Origin of the sequence: Synechococcus sp. R8-2 (assembly GCF_047461715.1) — a bacterium.
Lineage (GTDB): Bacteria > Cyanobacteriota > Cyanobacteriia > Thermostichales > Thermostichaceae > Thermostichus.
On the sequence record NZ_JANSHQ010000567.1, the window covers coordinates 1 to 1,911 of the forward strand.

2 protein-coding genes are annotated in these 1,911 nt (G+C 60.7%); both read left to right on the forward strand.

The annotated features are described in order from the left end of the window. The coding region (locus tag NW819_RS12520) for an NTP transferase domain-containing protein (RefSeq protein WP_414413945.1) at positions 1 to 434 on the forward strand (434 nt) is incomplete at its 5' end. A 77-nt stretch (positions 435 to 511) separates the two neighbouring features. Then, positions 512 to 1,911: flavin-dependent dehydrogenase (locus NW819_RS12525; RefSeq protein ID WP_414413946.1), on the forward strand; the 1,400-nt coding region annotated here is incomplete at its 3' end.

Here is a 1,911-nt window from a genome sequence, read left to right on the forward strand (position 1 = left end):
GCGACAGCGTTGCAGAGCAACACCGAGGCCCGCTGCTGGCCTTTCAAGAGGGGATCCGGCGGCTGCAAACCCTGGCCGTTCCCCCGGAGTGGATCCTGCTGCTGGCCTGCGATCTGCCCTGCTTGCAGGAGCAGGTTCTTGGGGATTGGCGACAGCGCCTTGCCACCCTGCCCCCTCAGACGGTGGCCGCCCTGCCCAAAAGTCAGCGGGGCTGGGAGCCCCTGTGTGGCTTCTATCGCCTGGCGCAGCTAGGTTCTCTGGAGAGTTTCTTGCAGGCAGGAGGAAGATCCTTTCAGGGCTGGTTGTCCCAGGTGCCAACAGCCATCCTGCCCCTGACCGTTCCCGACAGCGGGACGGAGTCCCTTGAGAGGATGCTCACCAATTGCAACACCCCTGCAGATCTGCAGCTGGGGGGAAACCTGGGTAGGGGGTGATCCCTGGGATCGGCAAAGGGAGGGATCCCCTCATGTCACAATGGGTAAAGATTTGCTCGGTTTCTTATCTCGGCGCCGTGCTTACTTCCCTTTACTACCGCGAGATCCCTTGCCCCGATAGTGCTCAAGTGCTGCGCTGGCTACAGGAGTGTATCCCCCTGCCCCAAGGCAGCCAGAAGGTTCTTACCCCCACGGGCCTGCGCCTACAGGGATCCGGCGCTGAGCTGGCCCTTTTCTTGTGGTCGGGGCTGAACACTACCTATCTCAAGGTGTTCCAGTGGTCGGAGCAGCCCTTCCCCCGCCAAGCTCGCTGGCTGGGAGAGCTGGAACAGGCCATTCAAAGCCAATTTCCCCACCGCTACCCGCAGTTGCCCCAGATCGACCTGAACCGGGGATCCATCTTCGATCAGCTTGAGCCTTTCTACCCGCAAACGGTGAAGTATTTTCGGCGGATCCCCAATGGAGAATTTGACCTGCAGCGGGTGTACTGGTGGGAAAAGCGCTGGCGGGAAGAAGTGCAACATTGCCACGCAGCCCACCGCCCTGCTCAGCCAGTATTGTTTCGCCAGCCTGGCCCTGAGCCGGCCCCAGTGGAGTGGGATCTGGCCATCGTGGGAGGAGCGCTGGGAGCCATCTATGGAGCGGCCATGGCTCGCTTGGGCTACCGCGTGGCCTTGGTGGAGCGACTCCCTTTTGGCCGCATGAACCGCGAGTGGAACATCTCCCGGCGGGAGCTGCAAACCCTGGTGGATTTGGGCCTTTTGAGCGCCGAGCAGATGGAGAGCTTGATCCTGCGGGAATACACGGATGGGTTCAACAAGTTTTTTGACGGCAATAGCCCGGTTCGCGCTCCCGTTTTGCACACGCCGACGGTACTCAATCTGGCCATTGACGCGGAAAAGCTATTGCAGCTCTGTGGCCAAATTCTCACTTCCTGCGGGGGAGCTATCTACGAGCGCACCGAGTTTCAGCGGGCCTATGTTGGCGAACAAGGCGTCACGCTGGTTTTGAAGGATTTGCCCACCAGCGAGGAGTTTCAGCTGGGATCCCGCCTTGTGGTGGATGCTATGGGAACAGTCTCTCCCATTGCCCAGCAGCTTTACCGCCATCGGGCTTTTGATAGCGTCTGCCCCACGGTGGGGGCTACCATTGCGGGGGGGTTTGAGCCGGGGGTATGGGATCCCCAATTTGGGGACATTCTGGCCAGCCATGGGGACATCAGCCGCGGTCGGCAACTCATTTGGGAGCTGTTCCCCGGGCCAGGCGAAGATCTCACCTTCTACCTGTTCCACTACCACCAGGTGCATCCGGAAAACCCCGGATCCCTGCTGGAACTGTACGAAGATTTTTTCACTATTCTGCCGGAATACCGCCGCTGCGACCCAGAGCGCTTGCAGTGGAAAAAAGCGACCTTCGGCTATATCCCCGGACGATTTGGCCAGCCCCGGCACCCTGTTCGCGGCAGCGGGGCGGAGTC